Origin of the sequence: Citrobacter sp. S55_ASV_140, assembly GCF_018919505.1 — a bacterium.
GTDB lineage: Bacteria > Pseudomonadota > Gammaproteobacteria > Enterobacterales > Enterobacteriaceae > Citrobacter > Citrobacter werkmanii.
Genome location: NZ_JAHLQZ010000076.1, coordinates 1 through 18280, shown reverse-complemented (window position 1 = coordinate 18280; position 18280 = coordinate 1). Strand labels below are relative to the sequence as shown.

At 54.8% G+C, this 18280-nt stretch carries 14 protein-coding genes and 1 pseudogene; 8 read left to right on the top strand and 7 right to left on the bottom strand.

The features are described 5' to 3' along the window. The 3 genes from KQJ18_RS13125 to KQJ18_RS13115 all read right to left on the bottom strand — a co-directional run. Window positions 1–956: ATP-binding cassette domain-containing protein (locus KQJ18_RS13125; protein ID WP_216422098.1), on the bottom strand; the 956-nt coding region annotated here is incomplete at its 3' end. After that, a complete protein-coding gene (iaaA, locus tag KQJ18_RS13120; RefSeq protein WP_069323360.1) occupies window positions 943–1908 on the bottom strand; it encodes a beta-aspartyl-peptidase in 966 nt (321 codons plus the stop codon). The genes iaaA and KQJ18_RS13125, both read right to left, overlap by 14 nt. A 188-nt stretch (window positions 1909–2096) precedes the next feature. Continuing rightward, the gene (locus tag KQJ18_RS13115) at window positions 2097–2885 is read right to left on the bottom strand and encodes an aminoglycoside adenylyltransferase family protein (protein WP_087857584.1); all 789 of its coding nucleotides are present in this window, start codon (window positions 2883–2885) and stop codon (window positions 2097–2099) included. A 176-nt stretch (window positions 2886–3061) separates the two neighbouring features. Here KQJ18_RS13115 and moeA point away from each other — a divergent pair, with 176 nt between their 5' ends. After that, window positions 3062–4297, top strand: coding sequence for a molybdopterin molybdotransferase MoeA (moeA, locus tag KQJ18_RS13110; protein WP_137347390.1), 1236 nt, complete (start codon window positions 3062–3064; stop codon window positions 4295–4297). Beyond that, the gene (moeB, locus tag KQJ18_RS13105) at window positions 4297–5046 is read left to right on the top strand and encodes a molybdopterin-synthase adenylyltransferase MoeB (RefSeq protein ID WP_150344830.1); all 750 of its coding nucleotides are present in this window, start codon (window positions 4297–4299) and stop codon (window positions 5044–5046) included. The genes moeA and moeB overlap by 1 nt, the downstream gene beginning before the upstream one ends. A 48-nt stretch (window positions 5047–5094) precedes the next feature. On the opposite strand, the gene KQJ18_RS13100 is transcribed toward moeB, so the two are convergent. Together KQJ18_RS13100 and fsa are read right to left on the bottom strand one after the other, a co-directional pair. Then, entirely contained in the window at window positions 5095–6036 is a 942-nt protein-coding gene (locus tag KQJ18_RS13100) for an Rpn family recombination-promoting nuclease/putative transposase (RefSeq protein ID WP_150344829.1), read from the bottom strand. Between the two features lie 174 nt (window positions 6037–6210). Beyond that, window positions 6211–6873: a fructose-6-phosphate aldolase gene (gene fsa / locus KQJ18_RS13095; RefSeq protein WP_087857587.1), complete on the bottom strand. Its 663-nt coding sequence runs from the start codon at window positions 6871–6873 to the stop codon at window positions 6211–6213. Window positions 6874–7005: 132 nt separating this feature from the next. On the opposite strand from fsa, the gene KQJ18_RS13090 reads away from it, so the two are divergent. The 4 genes from KQJ18_RS13090 to KQJ18_RS13075 all read left to right on the top strand — a co-directional run bounded on the left by KQJ18_RS13090 (window position 7006) and on the right by KQJ18_RS13075 (window position 12795). Further along, complete coding sequence (locus KQJ18_RS13090) at window positions 7006–7905, top strand: glycyl-radical enzyme activating protein (RefSeq protein ID WP_110498524.1); 900 nt, start codon at window positions 7006–7008, stop codon at window positions 7903–7905. A gap of 5 nt (window positions 7906–7910) precedes the next feature. After that, the gene (locus KQJ18_RS13085; RefSeq protein ID WP_069323218.1) at window positions 7911–10343 is read left to right on the top strand and encodes a glycyl radical protein; all 2433 of its coding nucleotides are present in this window, start codon (window positions 7911–7913) and stop codon (window positions 10341–10343) included. 222 nt (window positions 10344–10565) lie between these two features. Then, window positions 10566–11378 (top strand): Cof-type HAD-IIB family hydrolase, encoded by an 813-nt coding sequence (locus tag KQJ18_RS13080; protein ID WP_038639148.1) that lies wholly within the window; start codon window positions 10566–10568, stop codon window positions 11376–11378. Window positions 11379–11532: 154 nt separating this feature from the next. Beyond that, window positions 11533–12795, top strand: coding sequence for a DUF1479 domain-containing protein (locus KQJ18_RS13075; protein WP_085047458.1), 1263 nt, complete (start codon window positions 11533–11535; stop codon window positions 12793–12795). Here KQJ18_RS13075 and KQJ18_RS13070 read toward each other — a convergent pair. Next, window positions 12792–13865 carry a LacI family DNA-binding transcriptional regulator gene (locus KQJ18_RS13070; protein ID WP_216422097.1) on the bottom strand — a complete coding sequence of 358 codons (1074 nt, stop codon included), beginning with the start codon at window positions 13863–13865 and terminating at the stop codon, window positions 12792–12794. The two genes, KQJ18_RS13075 and KQJ18_RS13070, sit on opposite strands and share 4 nt — an antisense overlap. Window positions 13866–14152: 287 nt before the next feature. Here KQJ18_RS13070 and KQJ18_RS13065 point away from each other — a divergent pair, with 287 nt between their 5' ends. Both KQJ18_RS13065 and KQJ18_RS13060 read left to right on the top strand, forming a co-directional pair. Next, window positions 14153–15454 carry an MFS transporter gene (locus KQJ18_RS13065; protein ID WP_121528808.1) on the top strand — a complete coding sequence of 434 codons (1302 nt, stop codon included), beginning with the start codon at window positions 14153–14155 and terminating at the stop codon, window positions 15452–15454. A gap of 17 nt (window positions 15455–15471) precedes the next feature. Beyond that, window positions 15472–17835 (top strand): glycoside hydrolase family 31 protein, encoded by a 2364-nt coding sequence (locus KQJ18_RS13060; protein WP_216422096.1) that lies wholly within the window; start codon window positions 15472–15474, stop codon window positions 17833–17835. Window positions 17836–18022: 187 nt separating this feature from the next. Here the strand turns inward: KQJ18_RS13060 and KQJ18_RS13055 are convergent. Continuing rightward, window positions 18023–18280, bottom strand: a pseudogene (locus tag KQJ18_RS13055) (ABC-F family ATPase); the annotation flags it as partial.

The following is an 18280-nucleotide window of genomic DNA, read 5'->3' as shown; positions in this document are numbered from 1 at the left end:
AGATTGCGTACCCGTAGGATAGGCTCGCCTTCAACCACGGTGTCCTGCTCGGTTTGCGGTTCAACATGACTGGGATCGTGTAAAGAAATAAGTGGGAAACGGCGCGGATACTCTTGTCCGCTCATGGCGCCAAGCTGTGGTACGGCTGCCAGCAGCGCTTTAGTATAGGGATGCTGGGGAGCATGAAAGATCTGCTCAACGCTGCCGGTTTCAACCGCCTCACCCTGATACATTACCAGCACACGGTCGGCAATATCCGCCACCACACCCATATCGTGGGTAATAAAGATCACCCCCATCGACATATCCTGCTGCAACACTTTTATGAGTTGCAGGATCTGCGCCTGAATAGTGACATCCAGCGCGGTGGTCGGCTCATCGGCAATCAGTACCGCAGGGCGGCACGACAGCGCCATGGCGATCATCACGCGCTGGCGCATGCCGCCGGAAAGCTGGTGCGGATAACGCGATAAAATCGCCTTCGCCTCAGGGATACGGACCTGATCGAGCATCCGTTTAGCTTCCAGCATCGCCTCTTCATGACTGGCCCCCTGGTGTAAGCGGATAGACTCGGCAATCTGCTCACCCACGGTAAACACCGGATTTAGCGATGTCATCGGCTCCTGAAAGATCATCGCGATATCCGCGCCGCGCACGTGGCGCATCTGTGATGCGCTCTGTTCACCCAGCTCAATAACCTGGCGGTTGCGGCGTCGGAGGAGCATTTCATCACAGCTCACCTCGCCGCCAGCCTGTTCTATCAGACGCATCAGCGACAAAGCCGTGACCGACTTTCCTGAACCGGACTCGCCAACTATCGCCAGCGTTTCGCCACGCTTCAGACGAAATGACAGATTACGCACCGCACTTACGCGCTGCTGTTCCTGTTCAAAGGCAATGTTCAGGTTACTCACTGCCAGCACGTCACTGACGTCAAGCTCATCACTGTGTGGCAACGGTATCTCCTTTTTCCCGATAAATACCGGTGGTTGGCGTATCGCCCGCGTATCCCCATGCACGGTACATGCCTTCACTGTTAAACGGTAAGGCGACATTGCCCTCATGATCGATAGCAATTAAGCCGCCACTGCCGCCCAACGCAGGTAATTTTTCCATCACCACACGCTCGCACGCCTCAGATAAACTCAGGCCGCCATAATCCATCAATGCCGCAATGTCATAAGCCGCCAGCGCACGAATAAAGACTTCTCCGGTTCCGGTGCAGGAAACCGCCACGTTTGCGTTATTGGCATAACAGCCTGCGCCAACCAGTGGACTGTCACCCACCCGGCCCGGCAATTTGTTGGTCATCCCGCCGGTCGATGTCGCCGCCGCCAGATTACCAGACATATCCAGCGCAACCGCCCCCACGGTACCCATTTTGTTGTTCTCATCCAGTGGGGTAGCGTTATGATCCAGCACCATTTCACCCGCCGTTCGCGCCGCCAGCAGTTGAGCGTAGCGTTCTGGCGTCGAGAAAATATCCGCCGAAACGCGCTCCATACCCTGCGCAATGGCAAAATTCTCTGCCCCCTCACCTATCATCATGACGTGTGGGCTGTGTTCCATCACCAGGCGTGCCGCGAGAACTGGATTTCGCAGATGACTGACTCCAGCGACGGCTCCCGCTTTCAGGGTATTACCGTCCATCACGCAGGCGTCCAGCTCATGGGTTTCATCACGGGTATATACTGCGCCAATTCCGGCATTAAACAGCGGGCACTCTTCCAGCAGACGCACGGCCTCGGTCACCACATCCAGTGCGCTACGCCCCTCTTCGAGCATCCGCTGACCGGTTTCGACAACATCTGACAGCGCCTGTATATAACGCAACTCCTGCTCCTGGCTCAGCTGTGCACGGGTAATAGCCCCGGCGCCGCCGTGAATTGCAATAACTGCTTTACCCATTTTTTCGTCCATTAAGGTGACCGGTTCCGGGGTTATAAATATCAGAATTTCGGTGACTTATTGATTCGATTTTTGAATATAGAAAGATGCAGACGTCATGTAAAGGTAAAGGCCTGCCTCTCATAATCGATGCTGTCAGTCATTCAGATGGAGTTAACAGGAATGAATCCCCGACGACGTTGAATAACCTATTCAAGCAGATCGGTAATCTGTTTTTTTGCATGCCATACAAACCGTTGTACTGACGGCATGGATTCAGCCCAGTTCGTTTTGGCCACCCCCAGATATTCCGCACATGCAGCTTGCAGCGTGTCAGCATGCTCAACGGGCAATTTAGGCATGAGCCACGACGCGGCCTCATCCTTAGCGACAATATCGCCGGTCACGACGCTGTACCAGATGCGCGCCAGAGCCAGAATAATATTGCGCTCATCACCCTCTAAATCTGCGGGTTCTTGCCACTGTTCAAGAGTATGTCGAAACGTTTTCAAGAGATCATTGGCAGGAATGGCGTTGAAAAATATATCAGCGGGTTCACCGAACAACGGTACGCTGGCGCGCCGGGCCTGGGTCAGCAAAATGGCAAGATCAGCATCCGCCAGCGCCGGTTCAAACACGCCGGCGCCGATCTCCTCACGCAACCACTCGCCAAACTGCATTTCTCTTACGGGTGGGAATTGCCACGGTACGATCAGCGAGTACACAACAACGGTGACTTCCAGCGCGCGGTAACGTTCTGAGGTTCCGGGCGGCGCTGAAATGGTCAGCAATTCCCGCATCACGGTTTCTCTTAACCGGGCATCCATTGGTTCCCGTATGGTGACCAACAAATCAATGTCGCTGAGAGGTTTTAAACCGCTGTCGACAGCAGAACCATACAGATGAATAGCCACGAGATTCTCTTCGAAAAGCTGGCGGATGAGCGCACTGGCGGCATTCACCTGTCGTCGAATTGCGTCCGGAATAGGAGTAGCCATTTAGCCCCCTGGGGAAAAAGAGCGGAAATATTGAGTCTATACTGCATTTTTCCTGTGGCGCTATCCTCTGGCATGAAACCTTGATCAGATCTGATTCTAAGCCTGAGGTAGCATACTGTCCGCGGCCATTTTCTGACATAATGGCCGGATTCGATTTTGCCCGCAGGAGTCTTCTCATGGAATTTACCGCCGGACTGATGCCGCTTGAAACGGCTCTCTCTCAGATGCTGTCGCGTATTACCCCGCTCACCGCCGTCGAAACGCTGCCGCTGGTTCAATGCTTTGGCCGCATTCTGGCCGCCGACGTCGTTTCCCCCATTGATGTACCAGGATTCGATAATTCGGCAATGGATGGCTATGCGGTGCGATTAGACGATTTACGCTCGGGTCTGCCGCTTGCGGTAGCAGGCAAAGCCTTTGCCGGACAGCCTTTTCACGGCGAATGGCCCGCGGGGACCTGTATCCGCATCATGACCGGTGCCCCGGTGCCTGCCGGTTGTGAAGCGGTGGTCATGCAGGAACAAACGGAACAAACCGATGACGGTGTACGTTTTACCGCCGAAGTCCGCGGCGGACAAAATATTCGTCTGCGCGGTGAAGATATTGCAAACGGTGCAGTCGTCTTCCCCGCCGGGACCCGCCTGACAACCGCCGAGCTCCCGGTTCTGGCTTCGCTCGGTATTGCTGATGTGCCTGTTGTGCGCAAAGTCCGGGTGGCGTTGTTCTCCACCGGTGATGAACTGCAACTGCCGGGTCAACCGCTGGGCGACGGACAGATTTATGACACCAACCGTCTGGCCGTTCACCTGATGCTGCAACAGTTGGGCTGCGAGGTGATCAACCTTGGGATTATTCGCGACGATCCCAACGCGCTACGCGCGGCGTTTATTGAAGCCGACAGCCAGGCCGATGTCGTTATCAGCTCCGGTGGCGTTTCTGTCGGTGAAGCGGATTACACCAAAACCATTCTGGAGGAACTGGGAGAAATTGCCTTCTGGAAGCTGGCCATCAAACCGGGCAAACCGTTCGCCTTTGGCAAACTAAGCAACAGTTGGTTTTGCGGCCTGCCGGGTAACCCGGTGTCAGCAGCCCTCACCTTTTATCAACTGGTGCAACCAATGCTGGCGAAGCTTAGCGGCAACACGGGCTGTGGGTTGCCTCCTCGCCAACGCGTACGCACCGCGTCACGTCTGAAGAAGACGCCAGGTCGTCTGGATTTTCAACGCGGCGTATTGCAGCGTACCGCAGAAGGCGAACTGGAAGTCACCACCACCGGACACCAGGGCTCACATATTTTTAGCTCCTTTAGCCTCGGCAACTGTTTTATCGTGCTGGAACGCGATCGTGGTAACGTTGAAGCCGGAGAGTGGGTTGAAGTCGAGCCGTTTAACGCGCTGTTTGGAGGTCTGTAATGGCGGAACTCAGCGACCAGGAGATGATGCGCTATAACCGGCAAATCATTCTGCGCGGCTTCGATTTTGAAGGTCAGGAAGCGCTGAAGGAGGCGCGGGTACTGGTCGTTGGTCTGGGGGGGCTTGGCTGCGCCGCGACCCAATACCTGGCAGGCGCAGGCATCGGACATTTAACGCTGCTCGACTTTGACACCGTTTCCGTGTCGAACCTCCAGCGTCAGACGCTGCACAGCGATGCAACCGTAGGGCAGCCGAAAGTGCTATCCGCCCGCGACGCGCTGGCGCGGATTAACCCTTATATCGCCATTACGCCAGTGAATGCGCTGCTGGATGATAGCGAAATTCACGCGCTGATCGCCAAACACGATTTGGTGCTGGACTGTACGGATAACGTCAGCATCCGCAATCAGCTTAATGCCGGATGCTTTAGCGCAAAGGTTCCGCTGGTTTCCGGGGCGGCAATTCGCATGGAAGGACAAATTACCGTCTTTACCTATCAGGAAGGCGAACCTTGCTACCGTTGCCTGAGCCGCCTGTTCGGTGAAAATGCCCTCACCTGCGTGGAAGCTGGCGTAATGGCTCCGCTAATCGGCGTGATCGGCTCATTACAGGCCATGGAAGCCATTAAATTATTGGCAAACTACGGTAAACCCGCATCTGGAAAAATCGTCATGTACGACGCCATGACCTGCCAGTTTCGCGAAATGAAGCTGATGCGTAACCCGGGATGTGAGGTGTGCGGGCAGTAACGGTAAGCCCCGGCGGCATTTATTTTCCGGGGCTGTATTAACATACATTCAATGCGTCAAAGATTTAATATCTTCCTCAGATAGCCCGGTGATTCTCACGATAAGCTCCCGTGGGAGACCATCGGCCAGCATTGAGTGGGCAATGCGCTGCGCTTCCTCGCGACGACCTTCAGCTAAACCTTTTTCATGACCGCGCTCCATGCCTTTCCGTAGCCCCTTTCGCTCCCCTGCCCTACGTATTTTTTCAACAATATTCATTGTACGCTCCTTGTGTTCGGGTACCTGCTGCGCCAGCTTACGCATAAATCGCCCAAAGCGCGGTTTGTGACCATGCTGGATTAGCAAATAATTAAACAGCGCTTTTAGCTGGCTGTCATTAGCACTTCCTGTAACCAGCAGCGTAGCCAGATTGTCCACCAGTCCTAATAAATCGCGCTGGCGAATATGCTTTTGAATCAATTCCAGCAGTGCAATACGCCGGTGCTGCATAATTTCTTCATCCGGGATCACGGTAATATCCACCAATGGAAATGCCGACAGATAAAGCTGGCGCGCCAGGAGCGGATTATCAAACTCATCCAGCCAGCATAAAGAGAAGGGATAAGGCGTATCGACGCCATGATAAAACAACATCGGCACGACTAACGGTAAGCGGGTATGCCCGGCGTCAAGGTGGCTTTGCATTGCCGCTATCGCATAACGCATCAGGCGAAACGACATATGCACATCAGGACGACTTTGATGTTCAATCACGACATAGATATAACCCTCCCCTTCACTGGTTTTCATCGACCAAAGCACATCTGAATAATATGCGCGTAAGTTTTCTTCAATAAAACTGGTAGGTTGCAGTTCTAACGTCGCCAGATCACAAAGCGCCCGTAGCGTGGGAGGAAGATGAATTTCAATAAAATCACGGGCTGTGGCAGGGTATTTTAAAAATGTTTTAAACAGCGCATCGTGCGGTGTGGCTGTAGGTGTTTTTTTCATGGCGGTCCGTCACCTGATAAACATGATGACGTGAATGTACCCGTCGCGATGACGGGTAGCATGCAGGCTTTACCGGTTTTACGAGGGGGATTCGCAGTTTATTGCTCTTAACTGCAACAGATTCATTTTAACGGAATCACCTACGCAAATATGCCGGAGTAATCCGACCTAAAACTAGATCGACGTCCGTCCAAACGCCCCCTGCCAGTCCTGCTCAAACTTCACAATCGCCGCATCCACAGCCGGAGAGGTCATAAACTGCTGCGCCACGTCCAGCGGCAGCGTGATGGACTCGCAGCCTGCCAGCAGGCAATCCAGCGCCTGACGCGGCGTTTTGAAGCTGGCTGCCAGTACTTTGGCGTGCGGCGCATGCATGTTCAGTAAGGTTTGCAGTTCGGTCACCGTCTGAATACCATCTCCCCCCTGCGCATCCACGCGGTTTACGTATGGCGCAACATATTCCGCTCCCGCCAGCGCCGCTAACAGCCCTTGAGCAGCACCGTATACCGCGGTACCCAGCGTCGGGATCCCTTCTTCTTTCAATAGTTTAATTGCCGCCAGACCTTCTGCCGTCACCGGTACTTTGACCACGATATCCGCGATAATTGCCCGCAGTTTACGCGCATCATTGACCATGCCTTCGGCGGTCGTCGCCATCACCTGCGCAAACAGACGGCCTTGTCCTCCCATCGCTTCCTGCAGTTGCGGCAGCAACACTTCCAGCCTCTCTTTACCTGCCGCCACAATGCTCGGGTTAGTGGTCACCCCAGCCAACGGCAAAACACGCGCCAGAGCTTTGACAGCGGCGACATCAGACGTATCTAAATAGAGTTCCATAACCTTTCCTCAAACGAATAATTAGCATGAATAAAAGGTAGCACGGCGAAACCTCACGGTTAGTTGACGCACGTCAATATAACTTTCATTCGAAAGTAATTTAATCTTTATACGAAAGAAGAGAGGCCGCTTATGATTTTCAATATCCAGCGCTATTCCACGCATGATGGTCCCGGTATCCGTACCGTGGTGTTCCTTAAGGGATGCTCCCTGGGCTGCCGTTGGTGTCAGAACCCGGAAAGCCGCGCCCGCACACAGGACCTGCTCTATGACGCACGGTTGTGTCTCGACGGTTGCGATCTCTGTGCTCAGGCGGCACCTGCGGTGATCGAGCGAGCGCTGAGCGGTCTGCTTATTCATCGCGAAAAACTGACCGATGACGCTTTCGCCGCGCTGACTGACTGCTGTCCAACCCAGGCGCTGACCGTCTGCGGAGAGGTAAAAAGCGTGGACGACATCATGGCGACCGTACTGCGTGATAAACCGTTTTACGATCGTAGCGGTGGGGGTCTCACCCTCTCCGGTGGCGAACCGTTTATGCAGCCAGAACTGGCGGCAGAATTATTCAAGGCCAGCCACGATGCGGGCATTCATACGGCGGTCGAAACCTGTCTGCATGTGCCGTGGAAGTATATCGAGCCGTCATTACCTTACGTTGATCTGTTCCTGGCTGATTTAAAACATGTCGCCGACGCGCCGTTTAAGCAGTGGACCGATGGCAGTGCCTCTCGTGTATTAGACAATCTGAAAAAATTGGCCGCTGCGGGTAAAAAAATGATTATCCGCGTACCGCTGATTCAGGGTTTCAACGCTGACGAAGCCGCCATCCAGGCTATTACCGATTTTGCTGCCGACGAGCTTCACGTCGGTGAGATCCATTTTTTGCCCTATCACACCCTGGGCATCAATAAATACCACTTACTCAGTCAACCCTACAACGCACCGGATAAACCGCTTGAGGCGCCTGCCCTGCTCGAATTTGCTCAGCAGTATGCCCGCCATAAAGGTTTAACCGCGACCCTACGAGGATAATCGCCATGACCACTCTGAAACTGGACACACTCAGCGACCGTATCAAAGCGCATAAAACAGCCCTGATCCACATCGTGAAGCCGCCGGTTTGCACCGAGCGCGCCCAGCACTATACCGAGATGTATCAACAACATCTGGATAAGCCGATCCCGGTACGCCGCGCGCTGGCGCTGGCCCATCATCTGGCGGAACGTACTATCTGGATCAAGCATGACGAACTGATTATCGGTAACCAGGCGAGCGAAGTGCGCGCTGCACCGATCTTCCCGGAATACACCGTCTCCTGGATTGAAAAAGAGATCGATGACCTCGCCGACAGGCCGGGCGCTGGCTTTTCGGTAAGTGAAGAGAACAAACGCGTATTGCACGAGGTGTGCCCGTGGTGGCGCGGCCAGACCGTACAGGATCGCTGCTACGGGATGTTTACCGATGAGCAGAAAGGTCTGCTGGAAACCGGCATTATCAAAGCCGAAGGCAATATGACTTCCGGCGACGCACACCTGGCGGTGAACTTCCCGCTGCTGCTGGAAAAAGGTCTCGACGGCCTGCGCCACAAAGTTGATGAACGTCGCTCCCGCATCAATCTGACTTGTCTGGAAGATCTCCATGGCGATCAGTTCCTGAAAGCGATTGATATCGTGCTGGAGGCCGTCAGTCTGCATATTGAGCGCTTTGCCGCTCTGGCACGAAAAATGGCGTCCACGGAAACCCGCGCCAGCCGTCGCGAAGAGCTGCTGACCATGGCGGAAAACTGTGATGTGATTGCCCATGAGCCGCCTAAAACGTTCTGGCAGGCGCTGCAGTTGTGCTACTTCATCCAGTTGATTCTGCAAATTGAATCCAACGGCCATTCAGTGTCGTTTGGTCGCATGGACCAGTATCTCTATCCTTTCTACCGTCGTGATGTGGAGCTGAATCAATCGCTGGATCGCGAACACGCCATTGAGCTGCTGCACAGCTGCTGGCTGAAGCTGCTGGAAGTAAACAAAATCCGCTCCGGCTCCCACTCCAAAGCATCGGCAGGTAGCCCGCTGTATCAGAACGTGACCATTGGCGGACAGAATCTGGTTAACGGTCAGGCGGTGGATGCCGTCAACCCGCTCTCCTACGCCATTCTCGAATCCTGCGGCCGCCTGCGCTCTACTCAGCCTAACCTGAGCGTGCGCTATCATGCGGGGATGAGTAACGATTTCCTTGATGCCTGTGTGCAGGTCATTCGCTGCGGCTTCGGGATGCCAGCCTTTAACAACGATGAAATCGTCATACCTGAATTTATCAAGCTTGGCATTGAACCGCAGGATGCCTACGACTATGCGGCTATTGGTTGCATCGAAACCGCCGTTGGCGGCAAATGGGGCTATCGTTGTACCGGTATGAGCTTTATTAACTTTGCCCGTGTGATGCTGGCGGCGCTGGAAGGCGGACGCGATGCCACCAGCGGCAAGGTCTTCCTGCCGCAGGAAAAAGCGCTCTCGGCCGGCAATTTCAACAATTTCGATGAAGTGATGGACGCCTGGGATACACAGATTCGCTACTACACGCGTAAATCCATCGAAATCGAGTATGTCGTCGACACCATGCTGGAAGAGAACGTACACGATATTCTCTGTTCGGCGCTGGTAGACGACTGTATCGAACGCGCGAAAAGCATTAAGCAAGGCGGCGCGAAGTATGACTGGGTATCAGGTTTGCAGGTGGGTATTGCCAACCTTGGCAACAGCCTGGCGGCTGTGAAGAAACTGGTCTTCGATCAAGGCGCTATCGGCCAGCAGCAATTAGCTGCTGCACTGGCTGATGATTTTGACGGTCTGACTCACGAGCAATTACGCCAACGACTGATCAACGGCGCGCCGAAGTACGGTAACGATGACGATTCCGTTGATACGCTGCTGGCCCGCGCTTATCAGACCTATATTGATGAACTGAAACAGTACCATAATCCACGTTATGGTCGCGGTCCGGTTGGCGGCAATTACTACGCCGGGACCTCTTCTATCTCCGCCAACGTGCCGTTTGGCGCGGCAACCATGGCAACGCCGGATGGCCGTAAAGCACACACCCCGTTGGCGGAAGGCGCAAGTCCGGCTTCCGGGACGGACCATCTCGGCCCGACGGCGGTGATTGGCTCGGTGGGTAAACTGCCTACCGGCTCCATTCTCGGCGGTGTGTTGTTAAATCAGAAGCTGAATCCGGCCACGCTGGAGAATGAATCAGATAAACAAAAGCTGATGATCCTGCTGCGCACCTTCTTTGAAGAGCACAAAGGCTGGCATATTCAGTACAACATTGTGTCCCGTGAAACGCTGCTGGAAGCAAAAAAACACCCGGATCAATACCGTGACCTGGTGGTGCGTGTCGCAGGCTATTCCGCCTTCTTCACTGCCCTGTCTCCGGATGCGCAGGACGATATCATCGCGCGTACTGAGCATATGCTGTAAGCAAGATTGTAGGCCGGATAAGGCGTTCACGCCGCCATCCGGCACGCTACCCTCCCCATTGCCGGATGCGCTGACGCTTATCCGGCCTACAACTGCTCTCCCCTTAGCCGGGTAAGGCGAAGCTGCCACCCGGCCTTTTACTTTCATTCGAAATTAAATTTGTGCTTCAGGTCACATTGTTATTAGAATGTTTCTGGTCGCAGTTATGAGCCAGGAGCAAGTATGACCATCAAAGTTATCGTCACCGATATGGACGGAACTTTTCTCGACGACGCCAAGAAATACGATCGTGCACGTTTTATGGCGCAGTATCAGGAACTGAAAAAACGAGATATTGAATTTGTCGTGGCCAGCGGCAACCAGTATTTCCAGCTGATCTCCTTTTTCCCGGAGCTTAAAGACGAAATATCGTTTGTCGCTGAGAATGGCGCGCTGGTTTATGAGCATGGCAAACAGCTGTTTCACGGCGAGCTTACCCGTCACGAATCACGCATTGTTATTGGCGAACTCCTCAAAGACAAGCAGCTCAATTTTGTTGCCTGTGGTCTGCAAAGCGCCTACGTCAGTGAGAATGCTCCTGAGTCTTTCGTGGCATTGATGTCGAAACACTACCATCGCCTGAAACCGGTGAAGGATTATCAGGACATTGATGATGTGCTGTTTAAGTTTTCGCTGAACTTACCCGACCAACAAATCCCGTTGGTTATCGATCACCTGCATACCGCTCTGGATGGCATAATGAAGCCCGTCACCAGCGGCTTTGGGTTTATCGATTTGATTATTCCGGGCTTACATAAAGCCAACGGTATCAGCCGTTTGCTGAAACGCTGGAACCTGTCTCCACAAAACGTCGTCGCCATTGGCGATAGCGGCAACGATGCAGAAATGTTGAAAATGGCGCATTACTCTTTCGCCATGGCCAATGCGGCAGAGAGCATCAAAGCGATTGCCCGCTATCAGACCGATGACAATAACCATCAGGGCGCGCTGAATGTGATTCAGGCGGTGCTGGATAACACCTCTCCTTTTAACTAACGTCTAATCCTGCTAACCGGGGCGTGCTCCGGTTCTCACGCTTAATGCATTCCGCGCACACCATCAAGTTTTTAAACTTGCATTAACCTATTTTTAACTTATATTGCATGTGTAAGATAAATTAGTTTCGAATGAAAGTTAATGCGAGGTGGTTATGGCTTTTACGTTTACCAGCGACACATTGCCCGTCGATCACAAAGCGGCAATCCGTCAGATGAAACAGCAATTGCGGGCACAGCTTGGGGATGTTCAGTTGATTTTCAATCAGTTGAGCGATGCCATTGCCACTCGCGTGGCGGAAATCAACGCCCTCAAAGCGCAAGGTTCCCCGGTTTGGCCAACGTTGTCCTATGCGGATATCAAGGCGGGACGCGTAAACGCAGAGCAGCGTGAAGAGATTAAGCGTCGCGGATGCGTGGTCATCAAGGGACATTTCCCCCGCGAACAGGCGCTGGCATGGGATCAGTCGATGCTCGATTACCTGGATCGAAACCATTTCGATGAGGTCTACAAAGGCCCCGGTGATAACTTCTTTGGCACCCTCAGCGCATCCCGACCGGAGATCTACCCCATCTACTGGTCCCAGGCGCAAATGCAGGCCCGTCAGAGCGAAGAAATGGCCAATGCGCAGTCATTCCTTAATCGCCTGTGGACGTTTACAAGCGAAGGGAAACAATGGTTTAACCCGGACATCAGCGTCATCTATCCTGACCGCATACGTCGTCGTCCGCCGGGAACAACGTCCAAAGGGCTGGGCGCGCATACGGATTCCGGCGCGCTGGAGCGCTGGCTTCTGCCGGCATATCAGCAGGTCTTTGCGAATGTTTTCAATGGCAAGCTGGAAGATTACGATCCATGGCAGGCGGCGCATCGCACAGAAGTTGAAGAGTACACGGTAGATAACACCACTAAATGTTCAGTATTTCGTACCTTCCAGGGCTGGACGGCACTCTCCGATATGTTGCCAGGTCAGGGATTGTTGCACGTAGTCCCGATTCCTGAAGCGATGGCCTATGTGCTATTACGTCCATTGCTTGACGATGTGCCGGAAGATGAGCTTTGCGGCGTCGCGCCCGGCAGAGTTCTGCCGATTTCCACGCAATGGCATCCGCTGCTGATAGAGGCGTTAACCAGTATTCCGCAACTGGACGCCGGAGACTCCGTCTGGTGGCATTGCGATGTGATCCACTCCGTCGCGCCGGTGGAAAATCAGCAGGGCTGGGGCAATGTGATGTATATCCCTGCCGCGCCGATGTGCGAAAAGAATCTGGCCTACGCCCACAAAGTGAAGGCCGCGCTGGAAAAAGGCGCGTCGCCGGGGGATTTCCCGCGCGAGGATTATGAAACTGGCTGGGAAGGACGCTTCACGCTGGAGGATTTGAATATCCACGGTAAACGCGCGCTGGGTATAGCTTAGCTGTCGTACAGTCCTTCCCGATCAACGGCGGTGCGTCGTTTCCCCTGACGTATCCGCCGTACTGATTCCCGTACGGCCAGCATGCCGTTAAGCAACAATGTCCCCACCGGCGCATCCGGGCGCATCAGCCGCTGCTGGAGCATATATACCGCTTCCGTTCCCAGTTCATCACGGGGAACATGCACTGCGGTTAAGGGTACATCCTGAATCGCCGCCAGATTAAAGCCGTCGATGCTCATGACAGAGACGTCCTGAGGTACGCGCAGGCCGTGTTTTTGCAGGGCACTGATGGTACCCGCCGCCATAAAATCGCCGCCAACTAAAAATGCAGTCGGCAGATCCTTACCCTGCCGCTCAATAAGCCAGGCATTTACCAGCTCCTCCGTTTCACGAGCGCTAAAGCTCGGCACCACCAGCAGATCGCGCAGGTCATTAAATTTCAGGTTGTGTGACTGCCACGCGTCGCGGATCCCCGACAGGCGCAGCTCCATAGTGTAGCGGCGCAGACACATTACATTCAGCACCTCCCGGTGCCCCATTTCGAACAGATATTCCGCCGCCCGTTCGCCAATGGCGCGGTGATCGGGCGTGACGGCGGGCAGGCGCATGTGCCGGTCCCGGCAGTTAATTAATATGCAGGGTTTAGCGACATCCACCGCCAGATCGTGGATATGAGGATCGTCGATACCGAGAAGAATGGCGGCCTGGGTGTCCGGCTCGTTCATTCGCGTCAGAAACAACTGCGCATCGCTATCATTCTCTTCCAGCGCGCAGTAGCGCAGGCGAACCTCGTGGGATGCCAGGCCTTTACTCACGCTCTGGATCACGCGGTAGTAAAAGATGTCGGACCGCTCGTCAAACGCCCGCTGCGGCGCAAAAACCACCAGAGTGTTAAGCAGCAAACGCCCGGCCGCCATGCCGTCCATCACCCCCAACTCCCGCGCGCATGCCAACACCTTTGCCCGTGCTTTCTCACTGGTGTTGGCCTTCCCCGCCAGCACGCGGGAAACCGTGCTGATTGAGAGCTGAGTACGGGCCGCGATTTCGGTAATTTTTAGCCTTTTGTCCATTTTGTGATCTGGCTCCATTTGCAAAATGAAAAAATTTTCATGGCGCATTTATCAGTAAATAACTGGCATAGGAGCCATCATGCCAAATGACTTACGTTATTTATGAGAAATTTTGCACAAAAACGACTATTTCCCGCTCATGTTCTCCCTTAAGGTGAACTTGTCACACCGCTTCCATACTAGTTGTATATCAACTTTCGTATTTAAAACGTATATAAATCAAAGCTATAAAAATTTGTGTGACACCTGAACCTCCGTCCCTTACCGTCCGTCTTGTGGAGAGTAAAATGAGTCAGGACATCAATAACACCGTTGCGACAAGCAACACCCGTCGCGTCATTAAGAACTTGCGCTGGTACATCCTGGTGCTGTTCTTACTTGGCGTCACCGTTAACTACATCACCCGAAACTCGTTAGGTATTCTCGCTCCGGAGTTGAAAGAGAGCCTCGGGATCACCACCGAGCAATACTCCTGGATCGTCGGCGCGTTTCAGATTGCCTACACCATTTTCCAGCCCCTGTGCGGCTGGCTGATCGACGTTATCGGCCTGAAGATTGGCTTTATGATCTGCGCCGCGATATGGGCGCTGATGTGTATTTTCCACGCGGGCGCCGGAAGTTGGCTACACCTGGCCATTCTTCGCTTCTTTATGGGAGCGACCGAAGCGGCTGCGACCCCGGCGAACGCCAAAACCATTGGCGAATGGTTCCCGAAATCAGAACGTCCTGTTGCCGCAGGTTGGGCGGGTGTGGGTTTCTCCATCGGCGCGATGCTGGCACCGCCTATCATCTACTTTGCTCACGCCTCGTTCGGCTGGCAGGGCGCGTTTATGTTTACCGGCGTGCTGGCGCTGCTATGGGTGATCCTGTGGTGGGCGTTCTACCACAATCCGGAACAGCACCCGAACCTGAGTAAGGACGAGCTGGCGTTTATTAAGCAGGATAACGAACCGCCAGCGGTCAAACTGCCCTTCCTGACCGCGCTGAAGACCGTCTCAAAAAACAAACGCTTCTACGGCATCGCCATCCCGGCCTTTATGGCGGAGCCCGCCTGGGCAGTGCTGAGCTTCTGGGTGCCGCTGTACCTTGCCAAAGAGCACGGTATGGATTTGAAGCAGATTGCGATGTTTGCCTGGCTGCCGTTCCTCGCCGCCGACCTCGGTAGCGTGGTGAGCGGTTACCTGACGCGTCTGTATACCCGTCTGTTCGGCTGCTCCCGCGTTAACTCTGTGGTAGCAAGCTCCGTGACGGGCGCGTTCCTGATGATCTCTCTGGGCATCGTAGCCATCACCCGCGACCCGTATATCACCATCGTGCTGATCTCCATCGGCGGCTTCGGGCACCAGATCATCTCCTGCATGCTGAGCGCCCTGGTCGTGGAGTCGTTCGACAAAGGCCAGATGGCGACTGTCAACGGCATGCGCGGCTCTGCTGCGTGGATCGCCAGCTTCCTGTTCTCGCTGTTAATCGGCGTAACCGCCGACAAAATCGGCTTTAACCCGCTGTTTATTGCCATGGGCTTCTTTGACCTGATTGGCGCTGTCTTCCTGGTAGCATTTATTGCTGAACGTCGCGCTAAACGCGCCTGATAGTGGATGTATTGCATATGAAAACCCTGAAAAACTGGATCGTAGATAAGCAGTCAGCAAACCATCTTGAACTGCTGGTCGATAACCAGCACCGTCTGTGTCTGTATGTGCTGGAAGAGAATCTTTTCCGCGTGCTGGTTAAGCGCAAAGGCGAGCTGGCGCTGGACCGCACCTGGAGCATCGCACCGGAAAAAGACGTGCCGTGGGAAGGCCGCCATCGTGACGACATAAGCGGTTTCTCCTGCCCGGCCTGGAACCTGACGCAGCAGGATGGTGCGCTAACCGTGGCAACCGAACAGCTACGCGTGACCGTCCACCAGCCGCTGTGGCTGGAGTGGCACTACCGAAATGAGGCGGGCGAGTGGCAGCCGCTGGTCAATGACCGACCAACCAGCGCCTACCTGCTGAATGCCCACGGCGACGGCGTGGCGCACTATCTGAGCCGCTCTAAGGATGAGCGTTTCTACGGCCTGGGCGAGAAAGCGGGCGATCTTCAGCGCAACGGTAAACGCTATGAAATGCGCAACCTCGATGCGATGGGCTATAACGCAGTCAGCACTGATCCGCTGTACAAGCACATCCCGTTCACTATCGCCCGCCGCCATGATGTGAGCTACGGCCTGTTCTACGACAACCTGAGCAGTTGCTGGCTGGATTTGGGTAACGAAATCGATAACTACCACACCGCCTATCGCCGCTGGCAGGCGGAAGCCGGTGATATTGATTACTACATCTTTACCGGCAAGCGCGTGCTGGACGTCACCAAAGCCTTTGTCCGTCTGACCGGCAAAACGCTGTTCGGACCCAAATGGAGCCTGGGCTACAGCGGCTCGACCATGCATTACACCGACGCACCGGACGCGCAGAACCAGCTCATGAACTTCATCCGCCTGTGCGCAGACCACGCTATTCCGTGCGACTCGTTCCAGCTCTCGTCCGGCTACACCTCGATCAACGGCAAGCGCTACGTCTTTAACTGGAACTACGACAAGGTGCCGCAGCCGAAGGTGATGAGCCAGGCGTTCCACGACGCGGGGCTGAAACTGGCGGCCAATATCAAACCGTGCCTGTTGCAGGATCACCCGCGTTATAACGAAGTGGCAGAACGCGGCCTGTTTATTCGCGATTCAGAAACCGATGCGCCAGAACGTTCCAGCTTCTGGGATGATGAAGGCTCTAACCTTGACTTTACCAACCCGCAGACTATCCAGTGGTGGCAGGAAGGCGTCACCACGCAGTTGCTGGAGATGGGGATCGACGCAACCTGGAACGACAACAACGAGTTTGAAGTGTGGGACGGCGAAGCGCGCTGCCATGGCTTCGGCCAGGAGATCGCTATCAAGCACATTCGCCCGGTGATGCCGCTGCTGATGATGCGCGCCTCGCTGGAAGCACAGCAGCGTTTCGCCCCGGAGAAGCGCCCGTATCTCATCTCCCGTTCCGGCTGCGCCGGGATGCAGCGCTACGTGCAGACCTGGAGCGGTGATAACCGCACCAGTTGGGACACCCTGCGCTTCAACACCCGCATGGGGCTGGGGATGAGCTTGTCCGGGCTGTTCAACATCGGTCACGACGTCGGCGGTTTCTCCGGCGACAAACCGGACGCCGAGCTGTTTGTCCGCTGGGTACAAAACGGCGTGATGCATCCGCGCTTTACCATTCACTCCTGGAATGATGACCACACGGTGAACGAGCCGTGGATGTATCCGGGCGTGACGCCTGCCATTCGTGGTGCCATTGAACTGCGCTATCGCCTGCTGCCGTATCTTTACACCCTGCTCTGGCAGGCGCATGCCGACGACGAGCCGATGCTGCGCCCGACCTTCCTCGATCACGAGCACGATGCGCAGACCTTTGAAGAGTGCGATGACTTCCTGCTGGGCCGCGACCTGCTGGTGGCAAGCGTCGTCGAAGCCGGGCAGCGCGAGCGTCGCGTCTGGCTGCCGGATAACGAAACCGGTTGGTACGATTTTTACACCAACGAGTGGTTCGCTGGCGGGCAATCGATCGTTCTCGACGCGCCGCTGGAAAAACTGCCGCTGCTGGTACGCGCAGGTGCTGCTCTTCCGCTAAGCGAACGCATTACCCACGTGTCTGCTGAAAAAGACAACACCCGTGAGCTGAAGCTGTTCCCGGTGAAAGGCGTCGGCACAACCTCCGGCCTGCTGTTTGAAGATGACGGCGAAAGCTGGGGCTACCAGAATGGCAATGCGCTGTGGGTGGAATGGGAGATGGTGTGTGATGGCGCAGCGATCAATCTGAAGGTCAACGCGCGTGGGGATTATCGTCCGGCGTGGAAGGCGCTGAAGGTGTCGTTACCGGCGGGGGAAAAACGTAAGCTGCTGGTGAATGGGGTTGAAGGGGGCGAGTGGCTGGTGTAGTGCTGCCTGATGCCCTCACCCTACCCCTCTCCCACAGGGAGAGGGAATAAAGGCTCGACGCCTTTCCCTAAGTATTTCGCGCTGCAGGAAGGCGGCAAACCTGTGAATCCCCGGGAGCTTACATTAGTAAGTGACCGGGGTGAACAGGTGAAGCCAACACATCTGCAGCGTGAAAGACGACGGGAAATTAGCCGTCGATACCTTTACTACGCAGGTAATCTTCGTAGTTACCGGTGAAGTCGATCACGCGCTCCGGCGTAATTTCAATCACACGGGTTGCCAGAGAACTGACGAACTCACGGTCGTGAGAAACGAAAATCAACGTGCCCTGATACATTTCCAGCGCCATGTTCAGCGACTCAATCGATTCCATATCCAGGTGGTTAGTTGGTTCGTCCATTACCAGAATATTCGGTTTCTGCATCATCAGCTTACCGAACAGCAT

Excerpts from the sequence above, each read along its gene's own strand:
- iaaA (WP_069323360.1), bottom strand. The coding sequence starts at position 1,908 with ATGGGTAAAGCAGTTATTGCAATTCACGGCGGCGCCGGGGCTATTACC.
- KQJ18_RS13115 (WP_087857584.1), bottom strand. The coding sequence starts at position 2,885 with ATGGCTACTCCTATTCCGGACGCAATTCGACGACAGGTGAATGCCGCC.
- KQJ18_RS13065 (WP_121528808.1), top strand. The coding sequence starts at position 14,153 with ATGAGTCAGGACATCAATAACACCGTTGCGACAAGCAACACCCGTCGC.
- KQJ18_RS13085 (WP_069323218.1), top strand. The coding sequence starts at position 7,911 with ATGACCACTCTGAAACTGGACACACTCAGCGACCGTATCAAAGCGCAT.
- KQJ18_RS13080 (WP_038639148.1), top strand. The coding sequence starts at position 10,566 with ATGACCATCAAAGTTATCGTCACCGATATGGACGGAACTTTTCTCGAC.
- KQJ18_RS13075 (WP_085047458.1), top strand. The coding sequence starts at position 11,533 with ATGGCTTTTACGTTTACCAGCGACACATTGCCCGTCGATCACAAAGCG.
- KQJ18_RS13100 (WP_150344829.1), bottom strand. The coding sequence starts at position 6,036 with ATGAAAAAAACACCTACAGCCACACCGCACGATGCGCTGTTTAAAACA.
- KQJ18_RS13070 (WP_216422097.1), bottom strand. The coding sequence starts at position 13,865 with ATGGACAAAAGGCTAAAAATTACCGAAATCGCGGCCCGTACTCAGCTC.
- KQJ18_RS13090 (WP_110498524.1), top strand. The coding sequence starts at position 7,006 with ATGATTTTCAATATCCAGCGCTATTCCACGCATGATGGTCCCGGTATC.
- moeB (WP_150344830.1), top strand. The coding sequence starts at position 4,297 with ATGGCGGAACTCAGCGACCAGGAGATGATGCGCTATAACCGGCAAATC.
- fsa (WP_087857587.1), bottom strand. The coding sequence starts at position 6,873 with ATGGAACTCTATTTAGATACGTCTGATGTCGCCGCTGTCAAAGCTCTG.
- moeA (WP_137347390.1), top strand. The coding sequence starts at position 3,062 with ATGGAATTTACCGCCGGACTGATGCCGCTTGAAACGGCTCTCTCTCAG.
- KQJ18_RS13060 (WP_216422096.1), top strand. The coding sequence starts at position 15,472 with ATGAAAACCCTGAAAAACTGGATCGTAGATAAGCAGTCAGCAAACCAT.